Genomic DNA, 26,530 nt, shown 5'->3' with positions numbered 1-26,530 from the left:
GTGAGCGAGCGGGACCGTGGGGGGCGGAGTGTTGGTTCATCTTCTCGGATGTGGGGGGTGTTCTCACCCCGCCGTCGTACTCTCATCGATTGCTCCGCAACGGCCTTTTTGGACCCTCAAAAGGGCCGGTGCGGAGCAGCCGATGAATGGATCAGCTGGCCAGCCAGATGTCCGGGCCGAAGACCTCGTAGTGGATCTTGGTGGCCGGGATGCCGGCGTTGATGGCCTCGTTGCGGATGCTCTTCATGAACGGCAGCGGGCCGCACAGGTAAAGCGAGGCGTTGGCCGGGAGGTCCACTTCGCGCAGTGACATGAAGCCCTCCTTGGTTCCGGCGACCGGCCGCTCCAGCCAGACCTGGAGGTCGGCGCCGTCGAGGCGTTCGACGTCGTCGGTCATCTGGCTGCGCAGCGCCCAGCTGTCCAGGTCGCTTTCCGCGTGCAGGACCAGGACCTGGCGGTCCGAGCCGGAGTCTGCGAGGGAGCGCAGGATGGACGCGGTCGGGGTGCAGCCGATGCCCGCGGAGGCCAGGACAACCGGTCCGTCGCCTTCCTTGAGGGTGATTTCACCGTAGGGGTTGGAGATTTCCAGGATGTCGCCGATCTGGACGCTGTTGTGCAGCACGGGGGAGACTTCGCCGCCGTCGTCCTTCTTGGTGGTGAAGCTTCGGCTGCTGCCGGCCTCGCCGGACAGCGAGTACTGGCGGACCTGGCGCAGGCCGTCCGGGAGCTGGACCTTGACGCTGACGTACTGGCCCGGGAGGGCGGGCGTGATGGGGGTGTCGTCGGCCGGTTCCAGGGTGAAGGTCATGGAACCGGTGCCGGCGGCGGCCTTGGCGGCGACCTTCCATGGGCTCCACATCTTGCCGTTCGCCTGGGCGGCGTAGAGGCCCTTTTCGAGCTTGATCAGCGCGTCCGCCATCAGCCAGTAGACCTCGGTCCAGGCTTCGGCGATTTCCGGCGTGATGACCTCGGCCAGGTCTTCGGCGATGGCCGCGAACAGGTGCTCGTAGACCACCTGGTACTGCGGTTCGGTGATGCCGAGGGAGGCGTGGCGGTGCGCGATGCGGGCGAGCACGGTCTCCGGCAGGGTTCCGGGGTTGTTCACCAGGTGGGTGGCGAAAGCGGCGATGCTTCCGGCCAGGGCCTGCTGCTGGTTGCCGTTGCGCTGGTTGGAGCGGCTGAAGAGCCCGTCCAGCAGTTCCGGGTGCGCCGCGAAGAGCCGGGCGTAGAACTTGGGGGTGATTTCACCGATCCGGGAACCGACCAGGGGGAGGGTGGCCTCGATGACGGGGAAGGACTTGTCCGAGAGCATGTGGACTCCTGAGATAGTGGCCGGGGTCTTCAACCGGCCCGATTCAAATACCCGTATTTGAAATGCAAGTATTTATATCTCTGTTCTACAGGGTGTAGAAAGCATGTCCAAATCGGGGGGATTCCCGGGCGTGGCGGAGGCCGGCTCAGAGGCCCGGGCGCAGCCCGATCGCCTGGAACACCGGGGCCATTTGCCGGGTGGTCGGCAGGGAAGCGACGACGATGTCATCCAGTTCGCGGTAGAAAGCCTCGCGGGCCCGGGACAGGGCGCCGCGGAGCCGGCATTCGTTGATCAGCGGACAGGCACCGGTGGCCGCGACGCAGTCGGCCGGGTCCGTGCGGGTGTCCAGTTGGCGCAGGAGCTGGCCCACGGTGGCGACGCGGCCGGCGCTGCTGAGCCGGGCCCCGCCGTGCCGGCCGCGCTCGACGTCGATCATTCCGAGCTCACGCAGCTTAACGATCGCCTTGCTGACGTGGTTGTACGGCGTGGCGACGGCGTCGGCGATGCTCTGGGTGGTGAGGAGCCCGCCGTCGGGAGCGGCCGCGAGCACCATCATGGCGCGCAGGCTCACATCCGCGAAGGCATTGATCTTCATGACACCAGTTTACCGGCGGTCTAGTCCACCCAGACGCCGGGCTCGTTGGTATCGGCGGAGAGCTCGCCGAATTCCAGGTCGTGCGTCTCCGGGTTGGCGGCGTAGGGCAGGACCGCGGCGAACAGGGACCCGTCGCGGTGTTCCGCCGCGACGTGGATGGCGTCCGAGGCCTCTTCGAGCAGGGTGATGTCGCACACGATGGCGGCGGCGCGGAACTCGTCCCGGTGCTGCCGGAGCAGTTCCGTGAGGTCGCCGATCATCGAATCCGCGTCAAAGTCGGCGTCGGTGCCCTCAGCCGCGTCGGCGGGGGTGACCGCCACCAGCCGGACTTCGCCGTCGTTCTCCACCACGAGGGCGAACGGCAGGAACCCGCCGTTGCGTTCGAGCTGCTCCTGGGCCGCGCCGACGCCGGTGCCGAGCAGGTTTTCCAGATCCGTGGCGCTGGCTTCGGGGACGCTGCCGCGCCAGGAGTTCGCAGGCCCATCCTCAGCGCGCTCCGTTGCGGTTTCCGCCGGCCGTTCCGACATGGTCCTAGCCCCGGACCAGCGCCAGGACGCGGTCCCGGACGCGTTCCATGGTGGCCCGGTCCGTGGCTTCGACGTTCAGGCGGAGGAACGGCTCCGTGTTGGAGGGGCGCAGGTTGAACCAGTAGCTGCCGTCCGTGGCGATGAAGGTGCTGCCGTCGAGGTAGTCCACCTCGACGTCGTCGGTGTGGAAATCGAGCCGGACCCGCTCCACCGCGCCGGCCTTGTCCTCGATTTCCGAGTTGATCTCGCCGGAGGACATGTAGGGCTCGTATTCGCGGCCGAGCTCGGACAGCGGACCGTCCTGTTCGCCGAGGGCGGCGAGGACGTGCATGGCCGCCAGCATGCCGGTGTCTGCGTTCCAGAAGTCGCGGAAGTAGAAGTGGGCGGAGTGTTCGCCGCCGAAGATGGCGCCCTCGGCGGCCATCACAGCCTTGATGAAGGAGTGGCCCACACGGGTGCGGACGGCCCGGCCGCCCTGGCGCTCGACCATCTCGGGGACGGCGCGGGACGTGAGCAGGTTGTGGATGACGGTCGGGTTCGCCTCACCGAGCCCCTGCGCGCGGGCAATCTCGCGGCGGGCCACCATTCCGGTGATCGCGGACGGCGAGACGGGTTCGCCCTTCTCGTCGATGACGAAGCAGCGGTCGGCGTCGCCGTCGAACGCCAGTCCGATGTCCGCCCCGTGCTCGACGACGGCGGCCTGCAGGTCGCGCAGGTTCTCCGGCTCCAGCGGGTTGGCGGGGTGGTTCGGGAAGGACCCGTCGAGCTCGAAGTACATCGGAATGATCTCGAGCGGGAGCTTGGGCAGCAGGGTATCGCCGAGGACGGCGGGCGTGGTGAGGCCGGCCATGCCGTTGCCGGCGTCGACGACGACCTTGAGCGGGCGGGAGCCGCGGAGGTCCACGAGGCTGCGGAGGTACTCGGAGTAGCCCTTCAGGACGTCGTGGACGCCGATCAGGCCGCGGACCGGGGCGGCCGGGATGGAGCCGGCGTTGAGGTATTCCTCGGCGCCGGCCTGGATTTCCTTGAGCCCGGATTCTGAGGAGATCGGCTCGGCGCCGGCTTTGGCCATCTTGATGCCGTTGTACTCCGCGGGGTTGTGGCTCGCGGTGAAGGTGGCGCCGGCCGCGTCCAGCGCACCGCAGGCATAGTAGAGCTCATCGGTGGAAATGAGGTCGAGCAGCTGGACGTTGGCTCCGCGCCGGGCGGCGCCGTTGGCGAAGGCCTTGCTGAACTCGGGGGACGACGGGCGCATGTCGCCGCCGACGAGCACCGTTTTGCCCTCCAGCTGCAGGACATCGACGAACGCCGCACCCACAGCCTCGACGATCTCCGCGGTGATCGATTCGCCGACAATGCCGCGCACGTCGTAGGCCTTGAAGGAGGCCGAGAGGTCAAAAGTTTTTGTCTGGTCCATAGTCACGCGTCTTATCTTACGTTGCAGCCGAACCCGGCTGTGGAGGGGAGCCGGCGTTGTCGTGGCGTCACCGGGGCCGGCTGGGACCGGCTGGGACCGGGGGCAGCCCCGGCGCCACCGCTGTGATTGTCCACATAGCGGCGGCCGTGGCTTCGCCGCTGTCGGAGCGGGCTGGGATACTGAAGCAATGGCCAATAACCAGAACGCTGCAGTCCTGTCCGCTTCCGCCCCCGCCGATGCCGCCGGTTCCGCCGGCGGTTCCGGGACCCGGGAGCAGGCCCAGGAAGTGCTGCGCGTCCTGGTGGGGCACCCGGCGGCGGAGTTCCATGACGGCCAGTTTGAGGCCATCGAGGCACTCGTCGACGGCGGCCGGCGGGCCCTCGTGGTGCAGCGCACCGGCTGGGGAAAGTCGGCCGTGTACTTTGTCTCGTCCCTGCTGCTGCGCCGCCGCGGCGCCGGACCCACCCTGATTGTTTCCCCGCTGCTGGCCCTGATGCGTGACCAGGTGGCCGCCGCGGCGCGGGCCGGGGTCCGTGCGGTGGCCATCAACTCCGCCAACCAGCTGGAGTGGGACACCGTCCGCGAACAGCTCGCTGCGGACGAGGTCGACGTCCTGCTGGTCTCCCCGGAGCGCCTCACCAACCCCTCCTTCCGCGAGAACCAGCTGCCGGAACTGATCCGCCGCACCGGGCTCCTGGTCATCGACGAGGCGCACTGCATCTCGGACTGGGGCCACGATTTCCGTCCCGACTACCGGCGCATCGCGGACCTGATCACCCAGCTGCCGGAGTCCGTTCCGGTGCTGGCCACCACCGCCACCGCCAACTCCCGGGTGGTCCACGACATCGAGGAACAGCTGGGCGACGGAGTGCTGACCATCCGCGGGGCCCTGGGCCGTGAATCGCTCCGGCTGGGCGTGCTGAGCCTGCCGGACTCCAGGGACCGGCTCGGGTGGCTGCTCACGCACCTGGCAGACCTCCCCGGCAGCGGAATCATCTACACCCTGACGGTCTCCGCCGCCGAAGACACCGCCCGGCTCCTGGCCGAAGCGGGGCATGAGGTGCTCGCCTACACCGGACGCACTGACCCCGCCGACCGGGAACGCGCCGAGCAGCTCCTCAAGGACAACCAGGTCAAGGCCCTGGTCGCCACCTCCGCACTCGGCATGGGCTTCGACAAACCGGACCTCGGCTTCGTCGTGCACCTCGGGGCGCCGTCCTCGCCCGTGGCCTACTACCAGCAGGTCGGCCGTGCCGGCCGTGGCGCCGCCAATGCCGACGTGCTGCTGCTGCCCGGTTCCGAGGACCGTGACATCTGGCAGTACTTCGCCACCGCCTCGATGCCCTCGGAGCAAAAGGCCGGCGCCGTACTGACCGCCCTCGCCGAGGCGGGGACCGCCGTGTCCACCGTGGCGCTGGAAGCGCGGGTGGACCTGCGCCGGACGCCGCTGGAGCTGCTGCTGAAGGTGCTGGCGGTCGACGGCGCGGTGGAGCGTGTGGGCGGCGGCTGGCGGGCCACCGGCCGGCCGTGGACCTACGACGCCGAGCGCTACGGCCGGATCGCGGAGGCCCGCGTGGACGAGCAGGACTCCATGGTGATCTACCAGGACACCGCCGGCTGCCGGATGGAATACATCACCTCGGTCCTCGACGACGAGACCGCCCACGCCTGCGGCCGCTGCGACAACTGCGCCGGACAGTGGTTCCCCGCCGACATTGCCGCCTCCGCCACGGAAGCCGCGGGCCAGACCCTGAGCCGCGCCGGTGTCCCGCTGGAACCCCGGCTGCAGTGGCCCAGCGGCATGGACCGGCTGGGCGTGCCCGTGAAGGGCAAGATCAAACCCGACGAAAGCGTTGCCCACGGCAGGGCGCTGGCACGGCTCACCGACCTGGGCTGGGGCGGCGCGCTGCGCGAAGCCTTTGCCGCAGGCGCCCCTGACCGCACGGTGGACCCGGGCATGATGCAGGCCTGTGTCCAGGTGTTGCGCGAGTGGGGCACCGGTGACGCCCGCACCCCCGGCTGGAGCGGGGCCGGCCGACCCGCCGCCATCATCAGCATCCCGTCCCGCGGCAAGCCGGCCCTGGTGGACTCGCTGGCCCGGGGCATCTCCGAGATCGGCCGGATCCCGTACCTGGGGCAGCTGCAGCTCGAGCACGGCGGACCGACGGGAGGGCGGGGCGGCAACAGCGCCTACCGCCTCGCCGGCGTCTGGGAACGCCTCGCTGTGGGACCGGAGCTGGAAGCAGCCCTGGCCGGGATCCAGGGTCAGAGCGTGATGCTGATTGACGACCTGGTCGACAGCCGCTGGACGGTGACTGTCGCCGGCCGGGCCCTCAGGCTCGCGGGCGCCGGTGCGGTGCTGCCGCTGGTGCTGGGCCAGGCCGGCTGACCTCGGCTCCCGCGTGCCGGGGCAGCGTCAGGCTGTCCAGAGTGCTCAACAGCATGACCACGGCTATCGCCAGGAATGCGGCCCGGTAGGGTGCCGCCGGGTCCCCGGCTGCCCTCGCCCCGGCCAGCAGCGGGCCGCCGGCCTCGGCAACCCGGACCAGCAGCGCGCCGATGGCGATTCCGGCCGCCGCCGCGAGTTGCACGAGGGTCGCGGAAACGGCGTTGGCGGACGGCAGCTGGGCCGGCACGACGTCGGCGTACTGCACCGAGGCGTAGGCCGAGAACCCGATGGACCGGAAGGCTCCGCTGGCCACCAGCAAGGCAAAGATCACCGGCTCCGGGGTGCCGGCGTCGAGCAGGGCGCACAGCGCGAAGGTGACCGCCGAGGCCAGGGACGCGAAGACCAGCACCGGTTTGAAGCCGAAGCGCCGGATCAGCGGGGTGGTGGCCGGTTTGATCCCGATATTGCCAACAAACACTGCCGCCACGAGAACCCCGGCGTGCAGCGGATCCCAGCCGAAGCCGTTCTGGAACATCAGCGGCAGCAGGAAGGGCACGGCACTGATGGTCAGGCGGTAGATGAAACCGCCGGTGGCCGTGGCACGGAACGTCCGGGCGGAAAAGACCCTGAGGTCGAACAAGGGGGAGCGGGCCCCCCGCATCCACCAGACGGCTATCCCGAGGAACAGCAGCCCGGCGGTGATGCCGATGCCCGCCAGGCCGCCGGACTCGCGTCCGCCGGCCAGTTCCAGGCCCACCACAACGGCCCCCACGCCCAGTGTTGTGAGCGCCAGGCCCAGCCAGTCCAGACGCCGTTTGCGGTCACCCACGGTGTCCGGGACCAGCCGCAGGGCCGCGAGGAAGGCCGCGAGTCCCAGCGGCAGGTTGATCAGGAAGATCCAGTGCCAGGACAGGAACGTGGTGAGTGCGCCGCCCACCAGCGGAGCCAGCACGGGCGCCAGCAGCCCCGGCCAGACCAGATAGGCCGTGGCGCGGAGCAGGTCCTTCTTGGCCGTTCCGCGGAGCACCACGAGGGTGCCCACCGGGACCATCATGGCGCCGCCCGCGCCCTGCAGCACCCGGCTGAGGGTGAGCATGGTCAGGTCCTGGCTGAGCGCGCACAGCAGCGAGGCCACGGTGAACGTTGCGATGGCGAGGCAGAACACCCGCCGCGCCCCGAGCCGTTCAGCCAGCCAGCCGCTGAGCGGGATCCCCATCGCCACCGTCATGAGGTAGGCGGTCATGGTGATGTTGACGTCGGCTGACGGGACAGAGAAGTCCGCCGCGATGCTGGGGATCGCGGTGGTCAGGACGGTGCCGTCCAGGAACTCCATAAAGAATGTCGCGGCGACGAGCAGGGCCAGCCGGGGACTCCACCCGTCCGCGGCGGTGCCGGAAGCGGGCCGGCCCGGTGAAGGCTCACTCATGCGGGAGCGGTGGACTCCAGCACCGCCATGGCCGCGTTGTGCCCGCCGATCGCGCTGACGGCACCGCCGCGCCGGGCGCCGGAACCGCAGAGCACGATTTGCGGGTCATCCGTTGCGACGCCCCAGCGCTGCGCCGGGGTGTCCCGGGGCGCATCGTCCTCGACGAAGGGCCAGTCCAGGCCGCCGTGGAAGATGTTGCCCCGCGGCATGCCGACCGCACGCTCGATGTCCAGGGTCGTCTTCGTTTCGATACACGGCCGTCCGTCCGGGCCGCTCAGCAGCAGTTCCTCGATGGGTTCAGCCAGGACCGAGTTCAGCGACTTCAGGACCGCCGCCTGCAGCTCCGCCCGGCGCCGGTCGTTGTTTTCCGCCGTAATCAGCCGGTCCGGGACGTGCAGGCCGAACACGGTCAGGGTCTGCGCGCCGGCGGCCTGCAGCGCGGGGGAAAGAATGCTGGGGTCCGTGAGGGAATGGCAGTAGATCTCGCAGGGCAGCGGGTCGGGGATGGCGCCGGCCGCGGCGGCGAGGTAGGCGGCGTCGAGTTGCGACCAGGTCTCGTTGATGTGGAAGGTCCCGCCGAAGGCCGCCTCCGGGCTGACACTCTGGTCCAGCAGCCGGGGGAGCCGTTTCAGCAGCAGATTCACCTTGACCTGGGCGCCCTCCCGGAGATGGTTCGGGTTCCGCGGGGTATTCGAGGGCCCGTCGTGTCCCCTCAGCCGGTCCAGCACCACGGGGGCCACGTTGGCGAGAATCCACGAGGCGGTGGCCGTGTGCGCCGTGCCGCCGTGGCGGTAGCTGACCTCACCCCCCGGGCGGACGGCGGTGACGTCCGCGGACGTCAGAATGGTTGCCCCCGCGTCGCGGGCGGCCCGTTCCAGTTCGCCGGAAACCGCGCCCATGCCGCCGACGGGTACGTCCCAGTCGCCCGTTCCGCCGCCAACCAGGTGGTAGAGGAAGCAGATGTTCTGCTGCAGGTCCTCGTCGTCGGCCCGGGCGAAGGTTCCGATCAGGGCGTCCGTGAGCACGACGCCGCGGACCAGGTCGTGCTGGAGGTTCCGGGTGATGGCGTCACCGATTGGCCGTTCGATCATGGCATCCCATGCAGCTTCCGCCCCGGCTTCGGCCGCGAGTTTCCGCGCTTCGGAGCGGGTCGGCAGCGGTGAGGTCATGGTGGGCCAGAGGGTCTCGGTGAGTTGGCGGCAGCCGGCGTAGAAATCGGCGAAAGCCTGGAATTCGCCGTCGGCCGCCCCGACGGCGGTGAAGGACGCCGCGGTCGCCGCGGCATCGCCGTTATCGACCAGCAGGGCCTTCCTGCTGTCGTGCGGATCGGGCGTGTAGGACGAATACCGCCGCCGGGCCAGCCGGATGCGCAGGCCCAGGTCGTCAATGACCCGCTGCGGGAGGAGACTGACGAGGTAGGAATACCGCGACAGGCGGGCGTCGACGCCGTCGAACGCCTGGGCGGACACCGCGGCGCCGCCGGGATGTTCGAGCTTCTCCAGCAGCAGGACGTTCCGGCCGGCCTGGGACAGGTACGCTGCCGCAGCCAGGCCGTTGTGCCCGCCGCCGACGATGATCGCGTCAAACGCGGTGTTCCTTGGCGTGGTGTTCCGTGACATGGGCTAATCCTGCCATCCCGGTCCAACGCAAGGCGTCCGGTGTCCGGCACCCGGACGGTCGCGGCGGGTTCCCCGAAGCCCGCCGGAGTCCCCCGGGTACGCAAAAGGCCCCGGTCCAGGGACCGGGGCCAAACGCGGAGACGGGGGGATTTGAACCCCATTGCGAGGGTCGACTTTGAATCGATATAATCCGCGCCAGTACAGGGAAGTAGGCCCCATTCTGTCTGAAAAACCGAGTCGACTAAACCCGCTTAATAGGGGGCTATTCGACTGCACATCCCCCCATTGGGGGGATGGTTCTGACAACAAAAGCGCCCCACCATCCGAAGATGATGGGGCGCTGATGGGGTGGGGACACTGCCGGTCTTACTTAGCCCTAGAATCAGTCCATGACTATTGGGGAAAAGCTTCTGGAACTGTCCGCCGAATACCACCAGGCTAAGGCCGTCCGTGAGAACTGGGGCGAGCAGCACACTGGCATCCCCGCCGGGCGTGAGCCTGTCGTGATCGCCGCAGAGTACGAGACGGCGCTGCGGTCCCTGCTGGCCTAGACGACCGGCAGGCGCCGGGCGTACAGGTCAACCCAGCGGGAGACGGTTGTGGAGAACTCAAGCCCAACTTTCGTTGCGGTCTTGAACTCGGGAATCTGCGCGGAAATGATGAGCTTGTCGTTCAGGTAGCACCACACGCTCTCACCTTCACAGATGACCTTCATCCGGTCACCCGCGCCTGGGACCGTGATCGAGGTGCCGAGCACGACGGTCGCGCCGGCAACGCACCGGACGAGTTCAAACCGGGTCGCTGAGCGTGCCTTGAAGATCAGGAAGTTGCTGACGTCCTGCACCCGGAAGATCAGGTGGTTATCGTTCGATGCCGGGTCCGGGGCGGTGAGGGTTACGCCGCACTCGAAGTCGGACACACCGATTTCGTAGGCGAGGACTTTACGGCCCGCGGTGGGCGCGTAGATCCGTTCACCGATGACGCCCGTGACTCCCGAGAGTTCAAGGTACGTGCCGCCGCTGGTTGGCGCCCCGATAGCAGTGGTCGAGTCGGCGCGGCGTACCGTGTCACCGAGCAGGTAGGGCTTGGCGGGCCGGGACGCCTGCACCATGTCCACTGGGACCTGCCGTGACGCGGGGCCGCGGCGGGCGTGCCCGATCAGGTCAGTGACCAGGTAGTCCGCGATGGTGTCGTAGCCCAGCAGTGTCGGGTGGACGATGTCGTTCATAAGCCCGCGGGTGTTGGCTTTGGGCTTGGCGAGGCGTCCGAATACACGGTCCTGCGCGTTCCACATGACGACGTTCTGCCACTTGTTTGCCAGCAGCGAGTACGCTTCGAACAGGATCAGGCTGTACGCCTGCGCGCTTGCCAGCGGGTTGACGGTCGCCGTGGTGCCACTGTCGGTCAGAAACGAGTTGGGCATACGCAGGACGATGTCCGCGTTCGGCAGCGCCGTCCGTAGATAGTTGATATTGCCCTCGATGATCGTGACCAACTGCGCCGCCGATACGCCGCCGAGGCGGACGTCGTTGATGCCGTGGCTGTAGATGATGAGGTCCGGGGCGGACGCTACCACTTCGGCCTTCTTTGCCGCGTCTACAGCCCATTCGGATGCTTTGATGCCGGTGTAGCCGTGCGCGACGATGTTGGTCGTCAGGACTCCTTCCAGCCCTTCGCCGGGCAGTGTGTGGATCTCGCGCATCTGATCGCGGACGCGCTTGCCGTCGCCGCCAGGGTCGGAGGTTGAGTCTCCCACGATGGCGATCTTCGCCGTAGCGGGGGATGCCAGCAGCTTCGCGTGCCAGCGCTTCAGGCTGGGCGGTGTAGTAGAGACGTCCGCCTTGTTGGCTACGGCGGCGGGGACAGTCGCCGTAACTTGGTCCCCGATAGTGGTATTGAGTGCCGCGGTCCCAAGCCGTGCGGGCAGGTTGGCGTCCTCCACCTTCACGCCGCCCGGGAGTTTGAAGTCGTCCCCTACTGAGACAATGCGTTGAACCATGTCATGCTCCGATCAGGTAGAAGCCGGGGTAGACCGGATCCGGGGTGAGTGCTGGGGGTGCGGCGATAGTTACGGCGCCCGTCTGACCGTTCACCGATGTGACTGTGGCGGTGGGTGCGGACACTGGCAGACTGACGGATCCGCCGGGCAGGTTGTCGAAGTCCGTGGTTGTCTGACCCATGACGGGTTGCCAGTTCTTTCGGACCGTCTTGGGTTTCCCGCCGAAGTGGGTGCGGCGTGTGACGACGTAAGCCCATCCCGTGAACGTGTTGCCCGCCTGGTCAGTGAAGCCCGGCTGATCCGTGAACGGGGCAGTCAACGAGCCGGGGATACCAACCGCGGGCGAGACAGTCTCCTCGAAGTTATCCACGGGCTGACCCGTAGCAGACCACACAACGCTGGCCGTCGGTTCAATAGTGATTTCCGTCTTCGTCGCATCAGTGCCGAGAACGGTGATCGGATTGGAAAAAGTTAGGGTGGCGAGCTGCACGCCGGATGGGTAAGACATGGCAACACTCATTTCTGGGTTAGACGACGAAGTAGAACCCCGGGTTCGCAACGTCAGGGATGAGGGATCCGGCGCCCGGCCCAGCCGCGCCAGTCGCTAGGGCTGATTCGACGTAGTTGAGACGGCTGCGCGCGGCCTGGTGTTCCGTCTCCGCAACCTGTGCGTTGTCGGCTATGGCGTTGTCGCCGCCCCGGACTAGCTCTTGGCCGTCTGGTTTCTTGAATCCGAGCGGCGTGGTGGTCACGGCCATGTCGGGGGCCTCCTTCGCGGGGCATAATAAGGGTTGACAAAGCGTGCAAGTCTAAAATGTGACGGTAACGATTTGAATGTGACGCGACCACGCCGCGAGTCAGGCTGAGTGCTTGCCCTCGGATGCCTCTGACGGCGTCATGTAGCCGGCGACGAACACCAGCACCGACGTGATCGCGCCCTGAACCTGGTTCGGCACCTCGACGCCCGCCAGTGTCAGTAGCCATGCGAGGATCGTGGTTACGGCGGCGGCAACAACCGCGGCGGTAACTTTCGGGTTCACGTTCATCAGGACTCCTCTACGGTGATCCGGAGCTTGGTAGCAAGGGCTTGAAGGTCGCGAGTTTCGAGCTGTTCGGACAGGGCCTTAGCGATTCCCGCGACGTCCACACTGCCCGGCTGGATGCCCACGACGTCGGCGCGCAACTGCTTGAGCCAGTCGAACAGGTTCCGCCCGTCCACGCGCTCGTTATAGAGGACCACTGCCGGGATCGCCTCAGCCGCAGCAGCAGCACGCCCGGCCTTGATGTTGCCCTGGCGGACCCACTCATACGCGGGCACGAACGACCCCGGCTGGTTCGGATCCTCGATGGGGTGTGACCAGATTTCATCCAATGTCGGCATGTCATCCTCCTCGGATGTGTTGGTGTTGCTTTTTGGGGTGATGCTGCCAGCCGCTGCGAGGCCGGTCCCGAAGAACGGTTCGGGGTTGGTGCGCCCGTAGATGAGCCCGCCGCCGGTTCGGTACGTGAGATCCACCAGGGCCTCGACGTGAACGTGTGGGGCTACCTTCGTTGTCCGGGTCTTCGTGTTCCCGGACTTGCCGATTAGCTGGCCTTCCGTGACGCGCATCCCGGGGCGCACTGCGTCATTGTTTGATTGGTGCGCAATGGCGCTGATCCAGCCGTTGTGCTGGATGACCGTGAGGATGCCGCCGAAGTTGTAGTAGAACAACCACTTGCGGATGTCGCCGGACCCTGGCAGGTCTTCGGTCCACCCCGCATAGAGCACCGTGCCGTCAGCCGGCGCATAGATCGGCGTACCGACAGGGCAGCCGATGTCCTGCCCTGCGTGCCCGTGCGGCTGGTAGTTGCCGTAGAGCCAGACGTAATAGCCCATGCCGCTATCGGGGCTGGGGTTCGCAACGACTCCCGCCGTAGCGCCGCTGCCGAAATGCTGGCTTGTTCGGAACTCGCTCGATACGGGCCTCATGCCTGCTCTCGTTCCTGCTGCTCGTGGTGCCGGTCGATGAGGCTGGGGTCAAGGTGGGGTTTCAAAGATTCGGGAACACCGGGCATGGGCGGCCTCGATCCGCCGCGCGCCCACAACACCATGCGCTCAATGAAGTTGATCGCCGTCGAGAAGTTCCGCGACATCAAGTTCAGATCCTTGCGGAGGTCCTTCACGTCATCTTCTAGGGTTTCGATGCGCTCCATGAGGTTCTTAGCGAACGTCACCGCAGTCGCTTCCTTTGAGGTCTTCGCGGCCGTCCGCCCCGCATACGTCGCACCATAAGCGCCGCCTGCCAGCACGGCGAAGATGCCGACAAGGGTTAGTAGTTGGTCAGGGTTCACGGGTTTTCCTTGCGTCTCGGTCGAACTCGCCCTGCATCCCAGAGACGATCATGGAAGTAGCGCCGAACGCCCAGTAGATCGCCGCGGACACAAGCCCCAGCAGCGGGCCACCGAACGCGATGCCAATCAGGAACAACGCGCCCCACACAGCCGGCGCGAACACGAGGGCACTAAATCCGATCCAGTCCTTCGGGCGGCACAGGAACGCGGACACCGAAGCGATAACCGCCGAGACGATCCACAGGGCGGCGAGCGGGGCGATGGGGATGTGCAGCTGCTCAAGGTAGCCGAGCGCGGCGACCCTGCTGGACGCTTCCGGGGCCGTAATGAAACTGACCCCGACAAACACGTAGATGAACGCGAAGAGGAGTTGAAACGCGCCGCGACGTCCGTTGATTTTGGGTATGGTGCGCATTGGTTGCCTCCCGGCGAGTTTGTGCCCGCCGGGGTTGGCTGGCGTATGGTGTGAACTCGTGCGGTCCCGGGGCGCAATCCCGGGGCCGCGCGTTGGGTGAGGGTGTTACCCGATCTTGCTGATGCGTGCCAGGGTGGACCATGTTTGGGCGGCGCCGCTGGTCTGGTAGAACTTCACGTAGACCCTGCCGCCCGCGGTCGGGAAGTACACGACGGGGGCTGCGATGAGGCATTCGGACGCGCCCGGTGTCGGGTATTCCTGCCCGTACACGGAGTTGCCGAACTCGGACTGCAGTGTTGCTTTCGTGAAGCCGGAGACGGTGCCGGACGAGAGAACCATGTGCGCCGAGATGGAGTAGAGGCCCGGCTGCGTGAACTGGATGCAATCAGCGACCGGGAACGACACGAACGTGCTGTCGGTCGAGTTCGCGCCACTGATGGTGAGCTGCCCTGACCCCCACGGCTGGGACGGTTGCACGACGATTGATGCGCTGGCTTCTGCGTAAATGAACTGCACCCATTTGGTCCCGTTCCACTTCTGCTTAGGCATGGTCGTGTCCCCGGTGATGATGACCTCAGTACCGATGGGGAGTACGCCGCCGGGTGCGAGGGCTGCGAGGGCGTTACGTGCCGCCGTGTCAGGCACGCGGATAGGGACGCTCAGTGACAGTGCGAGCTTCACGAGGTCGCCGGTCAGTTCGTAGGGGTCGCTATTGGTTGGGACGACGGCGCCGTTGTAGAGGGTCTGGGTCATTAGTTCGTCCAATCAAATTCGAGCTTGCCTGATTCGGGGTCTTTGAGGCGCCCGACGAAACCGGCATAAGGGTCGCCGGATATGGAAATGCCGCCCCCGTTGACGAGTGCGGCATGGAAACTGCTGGGGAGTGTCACCCATTGGGGCGGCGCGTTCTGCGCAACGGACACGTCAAACGGGCCAACGGTTCGGCTCACGTCACCGCCTGGCTGGTCGGGGCTGGTGTGCGCGTACAAGTGGATTGTTGCGTTACCGGACCCGCCGACACCGAGACGCGCCGGGATGCGGAACCGTGCCGCCGCAATGTTCCGGCCCGACAGAACCTTGTTGCCGGCGCCGTAGAACCAGGCGCCCGTCATCGCATACCCGCCCCACGAGCCGGTGTACACGTCTTCACCGCCGCGCTGGGAGGTAGCCCAACGACCCCACCCGCCAACGCCCCACGTATCCGATTTCGTCGCCGCAGTCCGCACAGTACCCGTCGCCACAACACTGCCGGGCGGGGTTGGTGCGGGCGCTACGGGTGTTGGTGCCGCCGTGGGAACCTTGCCGATGATGGACGGCTGACCCGCCGCCCAATCCAGCAGGACGACGTCACCGAGGTTGTATGTGCCGACGAACCGTTCAGCCTCATACGCGACACCATCGTGTCCGGTGAAAGCTATCCGTGTGCCGGGGCCTGCAGGAATGACCGCCGTAACCGTGCCCGTTGATGGTCGGGGCTGGTCCGTGTAGCCGCCCATCACGAGCGCCGACGACTGCCCGCGATCATCGGTGGTGATGTCCACGACGATAGGACCGCCCTGCAGCGGCTGGATCGGGTCCAACCAGCGGCAGGTTAGCAGGTTCCCGCCGACGTCCGCGAACCACGCCGCGCCATCCCAAAACGCGGTCCCATACGTGCGGCGGGTGTTGCCGCCGGGGATAGCGCCCATCGTGTATTTCAAGCCAGTCACGGGGCCTCCTTAGGGCAGGTTGTTCCAAGTAGTCGGCGGGAGTTGACCCCAGGTGCCGGGCATCCGGTCCCACGTCAGCGGCGGCATCCCGGCGGTGATGTGCTTAGCCCAATCGGTGCGGGCAACAGCAGACGAGACATCCGAGTACGAACACGCCACAGTTAGTGACGTGCCGCCCGGAACCGTCGAACCACTGCGCCGGACAGACGTGACCTGCCCCGGAATGTAAGCGACGTGCCCAGCCGCGACAGGGCACCCGACCTCGATCCAGTCACCGGCCTGCAACTCGGGGCGCGGGACAGTCTCAACCGCCAACTCGACGGCGAGGGATGACAGGAACTCATCACGCAGACGGTACGCATAATCGGACGCCTGCCCCGCCGTCGTAATCATCTCCGAACTGTAGAAGAACGGTGCGCGACCATGAGGCCCGCCATACCGCAGCGGGCCCGTATCAATGGACACCGTCGCCCGGACAGGCTTACCGTCCTCGGAGTCCTTACCCTCAACAACCCAACGGTTTACGAGCCCATCCACGGACTGCTTCCGCGTCACGGACACAAGTCCCGCGGTAGGTTCAACACGCCAGACCGGCTCCGAACGTGCCGGGTAAATGTGGCACTCACCGTCACCGCCCATCCGGTATCGGGCATTCACGCGGGCGGCCAAGTCCTGCACAGCCTCCAACCGTTCCCGGTCAAACACCAGCAGCGGCGACACGTTCGCATCCGACACGCCCGCATCAACAATCAGCGGGAAATGTCGTTCCGTCAGCCTGGCAATCTCAGCCAGCACAGTCCCCGACGACGCCGACTCGGGCGCCTCGAACCTGTCCCGGTCAACGTTCGCCGTCAAGTCCACAGCCTCAAGCTTCACAACACCCGTCGTGACGTACACGCGGCGCTTGTGCGGCTCCAAAACACTGTCAGGCTCCGAATACCCATACTCAGCAATTACGCGCGAATCAACGGCCGCTGTGGGTTCGTTCGACGTCACCCGGAACCGGCCATAATTCACCGACCCAGAACCGCCAACGTTGTAAATGACCCGCAGCTCAGTACCCGCAACAGACAGCGCATCCTCAAACCGCCACGCACCCAACGAACCATCAGGATCCGCAACCGTCAGGCTAAGCTTCTGCCCAACCTTCACCGAATCCCCGGCATCATCAGACGCCGACCAATCAATAACATCCAACGGCTCAGGCACCGCCAAAACACCATCCCGCCACGCCCAAACCGTCAAACTGTCAGCAGGCCGCGAACCCCCCAACGCATCCCGCGAAACCTCATCAATCGGACGCACATCAGCCTCCCAGCGGGTTCTTCAAATCATCAAGATAGGACTTGCCCGCCATCAGATCCTGCTTCTGCCCATAGGTGGAAAACAGAATCGCAACATCGCCATAAGTGAACGTCGCAGTCAACACACGGATCGTCGGGGCCGCGACAACATCTGACTTCATCTCCCACCAAGTGAGTTCGCCGCCCCACGCCACATCCACCGGGACCTGCGTGGCCGTCGCGTTCGCCAGGAACAACGTCCCCGGTAACTCGAACTCGCCCCACGACGGCAACGGCCTGAACAACAGTTGCGCCGTGGACCGGAGCAACGACTTCAGCCGCGCGTTCTCCTCCATCGAACGGACACCCAACGACGTGTCAAGGTTTCGTTCCGCCATCCGCTGACCAAAGAGCGCCATCGGCTTATCGGAGCCCATGATGTTGTACACCTGCACGTCCGCCGCGTACTCCAACGCCGACAACGCCGACGCCCGCAAATAAGCCCCGCTGCCATCCTTCCCGCCAGTCACAGGGACCGCCGACTGTGGAATGAGCGGGTCCATGATCCAGCCCGTCACTGAATCAACCGTCACCGCTGAACTGGTGACACGGCTCGCCCCTGACGGACCGGAAATCACCTCAACCTCGTAGCTGATCGGCCGACCCAACGGCGCATCGTAGTCGATGATGTACGCCGCATCATTCATGCCAGCACGCCGCGCGCCGCGGACAGGATTACGTTCCCCATCCGCGACACGCCACACACTCACAACAGACGCGCCAACACCCAACCCCGTCACAGTCACACCAACACGCGGGGCAGGGGCCGACAACAGCGCCTCAACACTTACAGCAGCCACTAGCGGCCCCTCCTCATACTCTGGGATTGACTATCCGCTGAAGCGATGGCGGAACCCGCGACGCTGAACATGCGCGAATCCAACTGCTCATTGCCGATCATCACGGTTACTGCCGGGGCGGATACGGTGACATTCGAACTGCCGGCGGAAGATCTGCCCGCAGCGAACCCACTGAACGATTGCGTCTGCCCGTAGCCGCCAGCCATAGACTTCGACGGTGCGGCGTACCCGTTGTTGTAGGCGTCAAAAGTTTTGACGCCGTACTGGGCAACCTTCGACGCGCGAATGACGTACTCACCATTGGACAGGCGGGCATTGATCTCATCCGACGTTCCCGTGCCAGGCCCGCGAACATAACCCGCCGTAGCGAAGTTCCGAACCGCGCCGCCATCAGCGAACTTGATAAGCCCGCCGTCACGGTGCGCCTGAGCCATATTGCTCATGCCCGCATCGCTAGCCCGGTCCCGAACTGCGGTCCCAGACTCCGTGTACTGAACATGAACACTGAGCTGCTTGAACGTCGGCATACGGTCAACTACGCCCTTGATCCGCTCCAGTTCAGACGTGGCCTTGTCCTCAACCCACGTCTTGATCGGGACTTCCTTGGGGATACCCAGCGCCTTACGCGCCATCGTGTCCGCAGCGTCACCCGTTACGCCGAGCTGTCCAGCGGCTTTGATTAGGTCGTCGTAGCTGGTCTGCAGGCCCTCTTGCAACTTCGCCTGCGCAGCCGCCGAGCCCTCAGTCGCCAGGGTTTCCTCGGCGGTCGCTGTCATGGCTGACATAGCTGCCTTGGCGATGCCGTTGTACGCCGTCTGGTTGTTACGGCCCTTCTCGGTGTTGATGTCCAACGACTTACCGTTGGTTGTCACAGACTCGGTCATGGCGTCGATTGATGCCTGATACGCAATAGACGCATCAGACGAGGACAGTGACAGCAGCCCGGCGTTGAACAGCGACCGCGTAAATGCGTCGATGTCCACAACCGCGCCCTCGGCACTAAGTCCCACGGCCTCCAGCGCCTCAGCCATTGCCTCGTCCGCGAGGGCCTTCCGCTCGGTAGCGGTGGCCGCGTTCTCGGTAGCAGTCTGAGCCGCCGCCATCCGCGCCGGGATCTTGCCCGCAGCGAGGTCGAGCAGCTCGCTAGGTTCCAGCGCTACGCCAGCGGCTTGCCCCAGCTTCAGGAGCGCGTCCTTGTAGCCGGGCATCTTATCGAGCGCCTCCTGCGCGCCCTGCCCGTTCTTCTGGAACTCCTCCGTGAGCAGGTTGAACGTCTTCGCCGCAGACTCAGCCCCGCCGTTAGACGCGACCTCACCGAGGGTATCGCCGAGGCCCTTTAGCTTGTCGTCAAGCTGACCGAGCGCACTCTTAGGAAAGCCGATCGCACTCGTGAAGCCGTCGAAGAACTGGTTTACGTTAGCCTGCCAGTCGTTCTTGGTGAGCTTGCCGATAGCGTCCGACAGGTTGTTCACGCCGGTCACGGTCGAGGATCCGCCGAAGTTTTCAAAGGACTGGAACAGTGAATCGAGCCCGGTGGAATCTGCGCCTTTACTGGCCGCCGATACCTTCATAATCGCGCCGGCGTACTCGGTTGTGGTGGTCGTCTGCTTTTCCGTGAAGATCGCGCCGATAGCACCGAGCGCCAGGAGGGCGACCATCGCCACGCCCGCGCCCTTCGCGACCCGCCCAATGCCCGCGGCGAGCGGTACGTTAGTAGCAGCGAGGGTGCGGAACGCGGCGCGGGTAGCCAACACCTTCGGGAGCAGCGTGAGGAACCCGCCAGCCAGCAGCGCCGTGACGCCAACAACACCAGCCATGCCGGTAGCCAGCCCCAGGACCTCAGGCTTGACCTTGCCGACAGCGTCGATAACATCCTCAAGGCCCTGCACCATACTGCGGAGTGCCGTAGCGGCGGCGCCGCCGCCCTGGATGAGGACGGTATCGAACGAGCCGCCCAACTTCTCCAGGTCGCCCGCGAGGTTGTCCTGCTTGATCGCCGCGGTAGAGGCGGCGAAGCCTGCCTCGTTGACAGCCGAAATCCAGCCGCCGATACCCGCCGCGCCCTGCTCGTAAAGAACATTTGACGCCCGGACAGCGTCAGACCCGAAGATGATCTTCTGCGAAGCGGCGCGCTGCTCAACCGACAGATCCTTCATCGAGGTCTGCAGCACGCCGGCGAACTTGGACATACCGATAAACTCGCCCTGCGCGTCATAGGCGGAGATGCCCAGCCGCTCCATCTCGGTTTTCGCCGCCACTGAGGACGGGGTGAGGGCCTGCAGCATCGTCTTGAATGACGTGCCGGCGTCGGAGCCGATCAAGCCCGCAGAAGCGAACGCCGCGAGCGTGCCCGTGGTCTCCTCGATAGTCAGACCGGTAGCGGCGGCAACAAGCCCGCCCTGCTTCAGGGCCATGCCCAGGTCCTCAACGGAACCCTGCGCCTTACCCGCACCAGCCGCCAGAAGGTCCGCGACGTGCGGCAGGTCCGAGCCCTTGAGCTTGAACTGGGTCATCGCCGTAGCCGCGAGTTCCGCAGCATCAGCAACACCGAGGGAGCCGGCCGCAGCCAGGGACAGCGCGCCTGCAAGCCCGCCGTTCAGGATGTCCGCCGTGGTGACGCCAGCCTTAGCCAGTTCGCTAATCGCGTCCGCTGCTTCCTTTGCGGAGAACGACGTATCGGCACCCATCTCAATAGCCGCGTCCCGCAAAAGCTGCATGTTCCCGGCAGACTCGTGAGTTGCGGCGCTGACCTCAGACATCGCCTTATCGAACTCGGCGTACTTGGCAATAGCCAACCCGACGCCAGCCACGACAGCGGCACCGAACGCCAGCAGGGTTCCACCAGCTTTGTCCCACGCATCTTCGTGGTCGCGGGCGGATGCGGCGAGGCGTCCCATAGTCGTCGTAGCTTCGCCAGCGGCCGCAGTTGCGTGCTGCTGCTGCGCGGCGAACTCGCGGGTAGCATCACTGGCAGTCTCAAGCCCAACCTCGGCAGCGTGCGCCTCCGTGACCATATTCCCGAACTGGTCCGTCAACTGGCCCGCGGAGTTGTACGTCAGTCCGAATCCCTGAGCCGCGGTCTGCGCAGCCTTGCCAGCATCATTCAGCGCGGCGCGGGTGTCACGAGCTGCCGCCTGCGTCTGGGTCATGGCCGTTACGGTCGTCTGCCCGGATTCGCCAGTAGCGCGCCCCAGATCACGGGCTGCAGTCGCGGCTTGATCCATCTGGCGCCTAAAGTCGCCAATCTCTGCGCGGATTCTTACGACAACGTCACGAGCACCAGCCATTGGCTATACCTCCACTGTGTGGTTAAATTGCCGAATGACTCAGCAGGGGGAAATTGTGAAGACGCCAGGTAGGAACCTCATCGCGGCGGGGGCGGTCATTGCCGTGCTCGGCGTAGTGCTGAGCATCATGGCGACCATGTCCACGCACGTAGACAAGTACGGGATCGAGACGCAGGGGACGCCGTCAGCGGCGGCAATTATTATGGTCATCGGCGGGCTGCTTTTCGCCGGGATCGGCTTCGCGCGGCGCATGCTCGCTACCCGCTAAGCCCAGCCCTCAACCTCGCGGACAGCGATCTTCTGACCCGGGAATGTCTCGCGCTTCTCGTTCTCGCGCAAGGCCTCCAGCGGCGCGCAACCCTCACAAATGATCTGATCGTCAACCTCATGGCGCCCGACGTTATGATCGCCGCGGGTCACAGAATGATGCAGCCCGCACCCGGGACACAACCCATCCTCATAAGCGGTGAGAGCCAGCGCCATGACCCGGTCAGCGAAAGTCCACGTACCGTCAGCCTTACGCCCGCGCATGACCGTCTGCGGAACCTTCCAGTCACGGGCCGTACGCGCCTCTAAGAGGACGTGAGCCCATCGTCGGTCGGCGAGGGCGTCAACGATTTTGGGACAGTAACCTGCGGCGCCTCATTCGATGCGCGGGAATAGGCCGCGGAGATAAGTGCGATCTGCGCGTCACCGACCCGCGTGTACAACTTGCGGACCTGCTCAACGTTCAGCTTCGGGGACACAACAGCCGCCGCAATCGTGCGGACATTCACCTCACGGGCGATCACAGCATCAGCCGCAGCGTTCGCCATCGTCCGCGCCAGGGTGTTGACGTCGTTGACGTTCGTAATCTCAAGGCGCTTGCACTTCTCGCGCCCCTCCTGCCGAGCCTCAGCCGCAGCCTTGTCAGCCTCACCCTTGAGTTCGGCCTTCACCGCCGTAGCAATCGCGTCCTGCTCCTGGTCATCGAGGAACGAAACCCTGAAGATCAGCTTGGAAGCATCGAGCGCGAGATACAGGGTGTCGATCTTCTCCTGCAGCTTCCCGCCCGTCGATTCCCCGGCAGCACGGTCCTCCTCGGGGATCTCCGCAACCTGCCGCTTCTGCGCTTCCAGTTCGTCAATGTCCGCGAGCAGATCAGGGCGGGCGTACAGCGTCACAGAACGCTCCGTGCGCTGAATCCCGTCGAGCCAGTTGTCAAGGTCAAAGTCGTCAGTGCCGGGTGTTTCAGACATAGGAAAACCTCCAAGGTTTTTGAATGTGTGGGGGCAAGGTTTAGGGGGGTGGAACGCCGAGCGGGAGGAACCTTGGAAAACCTCCCGCCCGGCAGCTTTATGGGCTAGGCCGCGGCGACGATAGCGCGCTCGTCAACGTTGTCCTGCACGGAGAACGTGACCTTGAACTTCTCGTAGCCGGCGCCACTAGGGGAAAGAACCTGCGGGGTGCCAGTGATGATCTCGAACACGCGAACCTCATCCAGCGCGGCGAACGGAACCTCGTGCGCCTTCTCGCCATCAGCGATCTGACCGATGCGCTCCACGAGGTAGCCGTGAATACCCTTCGCGGTGAACGTGGTCCACGCCTTGTCGTCAACGGCGTCCTTCCACCGGAACATGTCGAACGCGGCCTCGTAGTTCGTGCGGCCCGGAACCGTCGAGTTGGACGAGGCGCACGCGGCGGGGTCGTTGATCGAGTCATCGCCCGTGGAACCCAGCGCATAGTTAGCCGCGGTCACGTTGCACGACAGTTCCAGCACGCCGACACCCGACAGGGACGCCAGCAACGGGGCGTGGTAGTTCGCGAGAGTAGGGACAAACACCAGACGCCGGTTAGCGTCCGTAAGCATTTTCTGACCGGCCATTTACTTGCCTGCTTTCTTGAGGGAAGGAGTTTCTGAGAGCTGAGGAAAGCGGCCATCAAGCCAGGTTTCCGGCACCGGATTGCCAAGCTTGGCGCCGGTAGATTTGTCGAAGACGTAGACCAACTTGCGCGGGTCATAGGTCCGGGGTTTGACCGGTTCCGGCGCGCTTTCGGGCACGACAGAAACGGCCGGTTTGGGATCAGCCAAACGAGCCTCCTAGTTGGTGCGCCTAAGCGCGCTGAGACGTGAACGGGTATTCGTCCACGCAGAAAACGGGGTGCGCCTTCGTGTCAGGGACCGTCACGTCATAGTCAGGCTGCGCATCAATAAGCGACGTCTGCTTCAGCCGTGACGGGGACCAGCCAGGGACGGTCGGTGTGCGGGCGTTCAGGGCGGCACGGACAGCATCAACCATGACGAGCAACTGCGCACCCGTCGCCCCCGCATAGGTGATCTTCGGGCGCAACGTCAGCGTGTCAGGATCGCCGCACAACGCCTCCGTGTCCACCGACCCAATGCCGCCCCACAACAGGACGTAAGGGTACGTAGGGAGCGCGGGAACGTCCCACTGGTAAACGGTGTACTTGACCGGGATCATCGCCTGTATGGCGTCGTAATGGGCGCGTAGGCTCATTCGAGAATCACCTCAGCAAGACGGGCGAGTGCTTCGGTAACGTTCGGCTGCTCAGCTTCAAGCGCGCCGATAGGATCCGGCAACGTTCCGCCGCCGCCCTTGGACCAGCCCCAGTACGCGCCGAGTAGACCAGCCGCCGCGTTACGTTCCTTCTGCGGACCAATCTCGCCCTCAACAAAAGCAGCCGTCACGGTCAGGTCATACCCAATCGAACGCGCCAACCCCTTGAAGTGAGTCGAGCCGGCGGCTTCACGCATGAGTTGGTTCTTCACGTTCAACGAACCCTTAGACACAACCTGCTTTACCTCGCGCTCAACCCTGCCAGGCGCCGAGGATAGCGACGCAGCGAGTGCAGCAATCTCGTCACTCAAGCGACCACCTCGGAAACCGTTGTGCGCTGGGCCGTCGCGTAAGACTTGTGAAACAACTCGACAACACGGAACGCCGAACCAACCATCTGCGGGTCCAGCACCGACGCCGTCAACGTCACGACGTCATCGACAGCCAACGGACCAGCCGCAACCGGGAAATCAACCCGCGAATCCTGCAGAGTGAACTGATGCCCGCCCGCGCTAGGGTTGCTGGCTTGCGTCGCCGTCCGCTGCACCTTGCACGCGCCCTCATAGACCAGCGTCAGGGTAGGCGCAACGTTGCCGTCCGGGTCGGTCACAAGCGCGCCCGGACGGTTGACTGTGCAGGCATCCAGCATCAGGGACTCGGCCTGCGCCCTCAAGAATGGGAGGACGCCGACAATGTCCTCCATGAAACTCACTGCCCGCCGCCCTCAAAGATCGGGACGCCCGCAATATCGACGCCGCAAGAGCAATACAGCGCGCCGAAGTTCAGGCTGCACCACGCCAAATGACGTGACCATCCGGCGCCGACCTGATCCACCGAGAACGCGCCGCTAGTCTCAACCAGCCCCAGCAGCGCCCACCACTCATCCAGGATCGCAACACGACCCCGAGCAGACTGGTAAGAGCGCGAAGACGAACCGTCATCAACAGAGATCGTGACCTGAGTCGCATCGTCAGGGCGCTTGATGTGCGCCACGACAGCCTCGCGGACAACATAATCAAGCTTCGCCCAGTCAGGTTCCGCCGCGTTCAGTTTGACCCGCCGCGCCTCAATGAGCATCACAGCATCATCAATCCACATGTACCACTGCTGCTCGGTGACTGAACCAGCCTCGGGGGCGGTCATCCCAAGCGCGACCGCAAGCATGTTAGGTGTCACTGACATGACCGCCCCTTTCGGTTATTTGCTGGCTTCGGATTTCACGCCGTTTGCCCGGCGAGGTGCGGGCTTCTCGTCAGCTTTGTCAGCCGCGACCCACTCGCTACCCAGCAGGGCAGCGGTGGACTCGTCAACCGTCATCACGGCGCCGGTCAACTCGCTACGCAGACGAGGCATTAGACCAGGTCAACGATCTTGGCGAAGTTACGGTTGATCTCAGCGATGCCCCAGCCGTAAACAACCTCGGCGCGGAAAGCGACCTGGTTGTTACGCTTCAGGTCGCCATTGCCGTCCGGGTCACCGAACTCGATGAGCTCCAGGCCGATGGCGCGCTGGATGCCCCAGCGGACAGCGGAGAAGTCACCGACGATGGCACGGATCTTCGTGTCAACAGCGGCGACGCCGGTAGCGCCGACCGTCTTGGAAGTAGCCGCACGCAGAGACTCGAACGTGGAAGCCTCGTTCGAGAATGTGAACTCCGGGTAGAGCTTCTGGCCGGTGGATGCGATGCGCTGGCCCGAGATCTTCGCAGCGAACTTCGGATCCATTGCGATGCCGTTGGGCACGCCATCGACGGCCAGCAGCGCAGCAATCGCGGCGTCAGTGGACACGTAGGGGGCGTCAGCGGCGCCCAGTTCAACGGCGGTCGTCGCGGAGGTGAGACGCTGCATCCCAGCAACGACAGCGCCGGTCTTCGGGTTGATGCCGTGGATCACGCCGTAATCTAGCGCGCGGGACAGTGCCGGCTGAATCTGGTTCAGGATCTCCTGGATGACGCCGAGCTGGTGGTCCTCGTCAGCCCACTGGACTTCATTCGTGAACCGGATGGTCTTCTGGAACTTGAAGGGCTCGATGGTCTGAGTAGTCTTCGTTACATCGTTCGAGGACTTGTTAGCCCCTTCGCCGACATACTCAGCTTCGCCGGAATCGAAGACGAAAGCCTCGCCCGCGCCGAACTTCATCGGGATAGAACCCGAGAGCTGCGAAATGGTCGAGCCCTTGTGGATGTTGTTTACCCACGGTTCGAGCAGCTGCTTCGGGATGGTCAGTGAGCCGGTAGTGAGAGCGGCCATGTGTTACTCCTTATTGAATAGCTTGCGAGCGAAGCCCCGGAGGTCTTCGTCGTCTTTGCCAGTGGTTGTGGTCGTGCCCTCTTTGGGGGCAAAATTGCCTTGCTTCTTGCGGTCTTCTTCCCGACCCGCGAGGCGCTGAGCCTGTGCGGTCAGGGTGTCGACGTCGGTTCCGGTGAGGAACAGGTCAGCGTCAGACGGTTCGCCCTTCGGCCCCTTCTTCGTACTGATACCAAACTCGGCTGCGACGCTCGCGCGGCGTGACGCCGCCTCGGCTGTCTGCGCCCGGGTTTCCATTTCCGCGACTCGCTGCTCCAGGGTCTGACTTTCGCCAGCCTTGGTCTTCAGGTCGTCATAGTCGCCGAACTTGTTCTTTGCCTGCTGCACGAGGCGCTCTTTTACGATGCGCTCGACGTCAGCCTGAGTGAACGACTGCCCCGGCGTGGCCTGCTCAGTTTCCTGAGTGCCTTCGGGTGCTGTCTGCTCGGCGCCTGTAGTGGTTTCGTTACTCATCGGATTACCCCGTTTCCGTCCCGTCGGACATAAGACCGGTCTTG

At 65.1% G+C, this 26,530-nt stretch carries 31 protein-coding genes; 3 read left to right on the top strand and 28 right to left on the bottom strand.

The window, feature by feature from the left end; genetic code table 11:
* Window positions 1–151 precede the first annotated feature (151 nt).
* The 4 genes from AC50YM_RS16250 to AC50YM_RS16235 form a co-directional block, all read right to left on the bottom strand.
* The gene (locus tag AC50YM_RS16250; protein WP_494957990.1) at window positions 152–1,312 is read right to left on the bottom strand and encodes a globin domain-containing protein; all 1,161 of its coding nucleotides are present in this window, start codon (window positions 1,310–1,312) and stop codon (window positions 152–154) included.
* A 145-nt stretch (window positions 1,313–1,457) separates the two neighbouring features.
* Window positions 1,458–1,907: an RrF2 family transcriptional regulator gene (locus AC50YM_RS16245; protein ID WP_494957989.1), complete on the bottom strand. Its 450-nt coding sequence runs from the start codon at window positions 1,905–1,907 to the stop codon at window positions 1,458–1,460.
* A 20-nt stretch (window positions 1,908–1,927) separates the two neighbouring features.
* On the bottom strand, window positions 1,928–2,434 hold the full coding sequence (locus tag AC50YM_RS16240) for a hypothetical protein (protein ID WP_494957988.1): 507 nt from the start codon (window positions 2,432–2,434) through the stop codon (window positions 1,928–1,930).
* A gap of 4 nt (window positions 2,435–2,438) precedes the next feature.
* Window positions 2,439–3,857, bottom strand: a complete 1,419-nt coding sequence (locus AC50YM_RS16235) for a phosphomannomutase/phosphoglucomutase (protein WP_494957987.1) — start codon at window positions 3,855–3,857, stop codon at window positions 2,439–2,441.
* A 181-nt stretch (window positions 3,858–4,038) separates the two neighbouring features.
* On the opposite strand from AC50YM_RS16235, the gene AC50YM_RS16230 reads away from it, so the two are divergent.
* Window positions 4,039–6,240 (top strand): RecQ family ATP-dependent DNA helicase, encoded by a 2,202-nt coding sequence (locus AC50YM_RS16230; RefSeq protein ID WP_494957986.1) that lies wholly within the window; start codon window positions 4,039–4,041, stop codon window positions 6,238–6,240.
* Here the strand turns inward: AC50YM_RS16230 and AC50YM_RS16225 are convergent.
* Both AC50YM_RS16225 and AC50YM_RS16220 read right to left on the bottom strand, forming a co-directional pair.
* On the bottom strand, window positions 6,185–7,666 hold the full coding sequence (locus tag AC50YM_RS16225) for an MFS transporter (protein WP_494957985.1): 1,482 nt from the start codon (window positions 7,664–7,666) through the stop codon (window positions 6,185–6,187). The two genes, AC50YM_RS16230 and AC50YM_RS16225, sit on opposite strands and share 56 nt — an antisense overlap.
* A complete protein-coding gene (locus AC50YM_RS16220; protein ID WP_494957984.1) occupies window positions 7,663–9,285 on the bottom strand; it encodes a phytoene desaturase family protein in 1,623 nt (540 codons plus the stop codon). The genes AC50YM_RS16225 and AC50YM_RS16220 overlap by 4 nt, the downstream gene beginning before the upstream one ends.
* 389 nt (window positions 9,286–9,674) lie before the next feature.
* Between AC50YM_RS16220 and AC50YM_RS16215 the strand changes: the two genes are divergently transcribed.
* Window positions 9,675–9,836, top strand: coding sequence for a hypothetical protein (locus tag AC50YM_RS16215; protein ID WP_494957983.1), 162 nt, complete (start codon window positions 9,675–9,677; stop codon window positions 9,834–9,836).
* Here AC50YM_RS16215 and AC50YM_RS16210 read toward each other — a convergent pair.
* The 12 genes from AC50YM_RS16210 to AC50YM_RS16155 form a co-directional block, all read right to left on the bottom strand.
* On the bottom strand, window positions 9,833–11,284 hold the full coding sequence (locus tag AC50YM_RS16210; protein ID WP_494957982.1) for an SGNH/GDSL hydrolase family protein: 1,452 nt from the start codon (window positions 11,282–11,284) through the stop codon (window positions 9,833–9,835). The genes AC50YM_RS16215 and AC50YM_RS16210 overlap by 4 nt on opposite strands.
* Window position 11,285: 1 nt before the next feature.
* Complete coding sequence (locus AC50YM_RS16205; RefSeq protein ID WP_494957981.1) at window positions 11,286–11,792, bottom strand: hypothetical protein; 507 nt, start codon at window positions 11,790–11,792, stop codon at window positions 11,286–11,288.
* 19 nt (window positions 11,793–11,811) lie between these two features.
* Window positions 11,812–12,042, bottom strand: a complete 231-nt coding sequence (locus tag AC50YM_RS16200) for a hypothetical protein (RefSeq protein WP_494957980.1) — start codon at window positions 12,040–12,042, stop codon at window positions 11,812–11,814.
* A 99-nt stretch (window positions 12,043–12,141) separates the two neighbouring features.
* Complete coding sequence (locus tag AC50YM_RS16195) at window positions 12,142–12,330, bottom strand: hypothetical protein (RefSeq protein ID WP_494957979.1); 189 nt, start codon at window positions 12,328–12,330, stop codon at window positions 12,142–12,144.
* Window positions 12,330–13,253, bottom strand: a complete 924-nt coding sequence (locus tag AC50YM_RS16190) for a M23 family metallopeptidase (protein ID WP_494957978.1) — start codon at window positions 13,251–13,253, stop codon at window positions 12,330–12,332. Before AC50YM_RS16190 ends, AC50YM_RS16195 begins: the two co-directional genes overlap by 1 nt.
* Window positions 13,250–13,615: a hypothetical protein gene (locus tag AC50YM_RS16185; protein WP_494957977.1), complete on the bottom strand. Its 366-nt coding sequence runs from the start codon at window positions 13,613–13,615 to the stop codon at window positions 13,250–13,252. The genes AC50YM_RS16190 and AC50YM_RS16185 overlap by 4 nt, the downstream gene beginning before the upstream one ends.
* Window positions 13,605–14,030: a hypothetical protein gene (locus tag AC50YM_RS16180; RefSeq protein ID WP_494957976.1), complete on the bottom strand. Its 426-nt coding sequence runs from the start codon at window positions 14,028–14,030 to the stop codon at window positions 13,605–13,607. The genes AC50YM_RS16185 and AC50YM_RS16180 overlap by 11 nt, the downstream gene beginning before the upstream one ends.
* Before the next feature lie 105 nt (window positions 14,031–14,135).
* A complete protein-coding gene (locus tag AC50YM_RS16175) occupies window positions 14,136–14,783 on the bottom strand; it encodes a hypothetical protein (RefSeq protein ID WP_494957975.1) in 648 nt (215 codons plus the stop codon).
* On the bottom strand, window positions 14,783–15,739 hold the full coding sequence (locus AC50YM_RS16170) for a hypothetical protein (protein WP_494957974.1): 957 nt from the start codon (window positions 15,737–15,739) through the stop codon (window positions 14,783–14,785). The genes AC50YM_RS16175 and AC50YM_RS16170 overlap by 1 nt, the downstream gene beginning before the upstream one ends.
* A 9-nt stretch (window positions 15,740–15,748) precedes the next feature.
* Window positions 15,749–17,044: a hypothetical protein gene (locus tag AC50YM_RS16165; RefSeq protein ID WP_494957973.1), complete on the bottom strand. Its 1,296-nt coding sequence runs from the start codon at window positions 17,042–17,044 to the stop codon at window positions 15,749–15,751.
* Window position 17,045: 1 nt separating this feature from the next.
* Window positions 17,046–17,882: a hypothetical protein gene (locus AC50YM_RS16160; RefSeq protein ID WP_494957972.1), complete on the bottom strand. Its 837-nt coding sequence runs from the start codon at window positions 17,880–17,882 to the stop codon at window positions 17,046–17,048.
* Entirely contained in the window at window positions 17,882–21,031 is a 3,150-nt protein-coding gene (locus AC50YM_RS16155) for a phage tail tape measure protein (protein ID WP_494957971.1), read from the bottom strand. The genes AC50YM_RS16160 and AC50YM_RS16155 overlap by 1 nt, the downstream gene beginning before the upstream one ends.
* A 172-nt stretch (window positions 21,032–21,203) precedes the next feature.
* Here AC50YM_RS16155 and AC50YM_RS16150 point away from each other — a divergent pair, with 172 nt between their 5' ends.
* Window positions 21,204–21,437, top strand: coding sequence for a hypothetical protein (locus tag AC50YM_RS16150; protein ID WP_494957970.1), 234 nt, complete (start codon window positions 21,204–21,206; stop codon window positions 21,435–21,437).
* A gap of 304 nt (window positions 21,438–21,741) precedes the next feature.
* Here the strand turns inward: AC50YM_RS16150 and AC50YM_RS16145 are convergent, their stop codons facing one another.
* From AC50YM_RS16145 to AC50YM_RS16100, 10 genes are all read right to left on the bottom strand, one after another.
* Entirely contained in the window at window positions 21,742–22,407 is a 666-nt protein-coding gene (locus tag AC50YM_RS16145) for a hypothetical protein (protein ID WP_494957969.1), read from the bottom strand.
* Between the two features lie 104 nt (window positions 22,408–22,511).
* Entirely contained in the window at window positions 22,512–23,033 is a 522-nt protein-coding gene (locus tag AC50YM_RS16140; RefSeq protein ID WP_494957968.1) for a phage tail tube protein, read from the bottom strand.
* Window positions 23,034–23,240 carry a hypothetical protein gene (locus tag AC50YM_RS16135; protein ID WP_494957967.1) on the bottom strand — a complete coding sequence of 69 codons (207 nt, stop codon included), beginning with the start codon at window positions 23,238–23,240 and terminating at the stop codon, window positions 23,034–23,036.
* Window positions 23,241–23,262: 22 nt separating this feature from the next.
* Window positions 23,263–23,667 (bottom strand): gp17 family tail completion protein, encoded by a 405-nt coding sequence (locus AC50YM_RS16130; protein WP_494957966.1) that lies wholly within the window; start codon window positions 23,665–23,667, stop codon window positions 23,263–23,265.
* Window positions 23,664–24,038, bottom strand: coding sequence for a hypothetical protein (locus tag AC50YM_RS16125; protein ID WP_494957965.1), 375 nt, complete (start codon window positions 24,036–24,038; stop codon window positions 23,664–23,666). The genes AC50YM_RS16130 and AC50YM_RS16125 overlap by 4 nt, the downstream gene beginning before the upstream one ends.
* Window positions 24,035–24,430: a DUF6093 family protein gene (locus AC50YM_RS16120; protein ID WP_494957991.1), complete on the bottom strand. Its 396-nt coding sequence runs from the start codon at window positions 24,428–24,430 to the stop codon at window positions 24,035–24,037. Before AC50YM_RS16120 ends, AC50YM_RS16125 begins: the two co-directional genes overlap by 4 nt.
* A 5-nt stretch (window positions 24,431–24,435) precedes the next feature.
* The gene (locus AC50YM_RS16115) at window positions 24,436–24,909 is read right to left on the bottom strand and encodes a hypothetical protein (protein WP_494957964.1); all 474 of its coding nucleotides are present in this window, start codon (window positions 24,907–24,909) and stop codon (window positions 24,436–24,438) included.
* 15 nt (window positions 24,910–24,924) lie between these two features.
* Complete coding sequence (locus AC50YM_RS16110; RefSeq protein ID WP_494957963.1) at window positions 24,925–25,080, bottom strand: DUF7302 family protein; 156 nt, start codon at window positions 25,078–25,080, stop codon at window positions 24,925–24,927.
* Window positions 25,080–25,976, bottom strand: a complete 897-nt coding sequence (locus AC50YM_RS16105) for a phage major capsid protein (protein ID WP_494957962.1) — start codon at window positions 25,974–25,976, stop codon at window positions 25,080–25,082. Before AC50YM_RS16105 ends, AC50YM_RS16110 begins: the two co-directional genes overlap by 1 nt.
* Before the next feature lie 3 nt (window positions 25,977–25,979).
* A complete protein-coding gene (locus AC50YM_RS16100) occupies window positions 25,980–26,486 on the bottom strand; it encodes a hypothetical protein (protein WP_494957961.1) in 507 nt (168 codons plus the stop codon).
* Window positions 26,487–26,530: the final 44 nt, after the last annotated feature.

This window comes from Pseudarthrobacter sp. RHLT1-30-1, from assembly GCF_059383415.1.
The sequence above is the reverse complement of the archived record's forward strand: the minus strand, read 5'-3'. Positions and strand labels throughout refer to the sequence as shown.